At 64.0% G+C, this 1498-nt stretch carries 1 protein-coding gene and 1 pseudogene; one reads left to right on the plus strand and one right to left on the minus strand.

The window, feature by feature from the left end:
- Positions 1 to 277: 277 nt before the first annotated feature.
- Positions 278 to 1276, plus strand: a complete 999-nt coding sequence (locus AHiyo1_RS13960; protein WP_059388971.1) for a LacI family DNA-binding transcriptional regulator — start codon at positions 278 to 280, stop codon at positions 1274 to 1276.
- Positions 1277 to 1366: 90 nt separating this feature from the next.
- Here the strand turns inward: AHiyo1_RS13960 and AHiyo1_RS26845 are convergent.
- A pseudogene (locus AHiyo1_RS26845) lies at positions 1367 to 1498 on the minus strand (D-glycerate dehydrogenase); the annotation flags it as partial.

The raw sequence follows: 1498 nt of genomic DNA on the forward strand, positions 1-1498 counted from the left end.
CGCCACCGCCCCCGGTCGAGCAAGCCGCAAGAGCGGCGACGGCCGCGCCGCCTCCGACAAGGCCCAAGAAGCCCCGCCTTGATGTAGTAAGACGTGAAGTCTCCATCGACTTTCCTCCTTGACCCGCCACCGGGTCATCGCAATTTGAAAAGTTGCGCAATTTTCGATTATCGTTTTGCGCAGAGTGAGTATACATATCGCCATTCGGAGATCAAAGGATAATTTTGCGCAAAACAACAGTCCAGCGGCGGATGGCAAGAACCCGACCTTGGCCGACGTGGCAGCCGCGGCCGGCGTCAGCACACCGACAGTGTCAAAGGTTCTCCGCGGAGCAACAGACGTGTCTTTTGTGACGCGCGAGCGCGTGGTCCGGATCGCACAGGAGATGGGTTACGCGAAGACCAAGCGATCACAAGCTGTGGGCCGGCTGCCCGCGAACGCGCCTCGCCTTGTCGACCTTGTGGTGAGCAACATCGGTGGTTCCTGGCCAAATAGCATCCTCACCGGCGTCGAAGAAGCCGCGGCGGTCGCAGACTGCGACGTGGTCCTCACGATCGCCCGCCCGGACCGCGACTGGGTGGGCCGCCTCCTGCGCCGCCCCTCAACCGGAGCCATCGTCGTCCTGGTCGATCCGACGTCGACGCAGCTGAGCGCACTCGACGCGGCTGGCATACCGGTCGTCCTCATCGACCCGATGAGCCCTGCCCCTCGCAGTGCCGCGAGCGTGGGCGTGGCGAACTGGGAAGGTGGACGGATTGCGGCGGAGCACCTTCTAAGCCTGGGACACAAGCATTTCGGCCTCATCGGAGGGGTGAAGAATCACCTCTACAGTCGGGCGCGCCTCGACGGTTTTCGTTCTGCCCTGTCGGCCATGGACCTGCACGTCGAGCCTCGGTTAATCGGTGCTGCTGATTGGAACCGCGACGAGGCACGCGATTTCGCCGTCGACATCCTGGACCGGGAGGACAGGCCGACCGCCATCTTCGCGGCATCGGACATGATGGCCCTCGGCGTCTACGACGCGGTGCGCTACCTCGGCCTCGACATCCCCGGGGACGTCAGCGTGGTCGGATTCGATGACGTGCCCGAAGCGACTTGGGCGACACCGCAACTGACGACGGTCAGGCAGCCCATTCAGGAAATGGGGGCCACCGCCTTTCGCATGCTCCTGCGCTTGACGAATCAGCGAGAAGGCATCGACCCAAACACGGACGGGCCAAGGATTGAGCTCGCGACCCGGCTCATCACACGGGGTTCGACCAGTTCGCCCGCGTAACTTCATCTGATTGTCGTCCTGAAGGACGCTGAGCTGCGGCTCGATTCCGCCGCGCGGTGGACGTACGGCGGACTCGACCCCAGCCAGCCTCTAATTGATCGGTGCGGGCGGTTGTTCGCCGCTGAGCACGGCGAGGGCGTTGTCGGCGGCGAGCATCGCCATTGCGGTACGCGTCTCCACTGTCGCGGAGCCGAGGTGCGGCACGAGCACCACGTTCTCCAG

It is taken from the genome of Arthrobacter sp. Hiyo1, assembly GCF_001263615.2.
Taxonomy (GTDB): Bacteria; Actinomycetota; Actinomycetes; order Actinomycetales; family Micrococcaceae; genus Arthrobacter.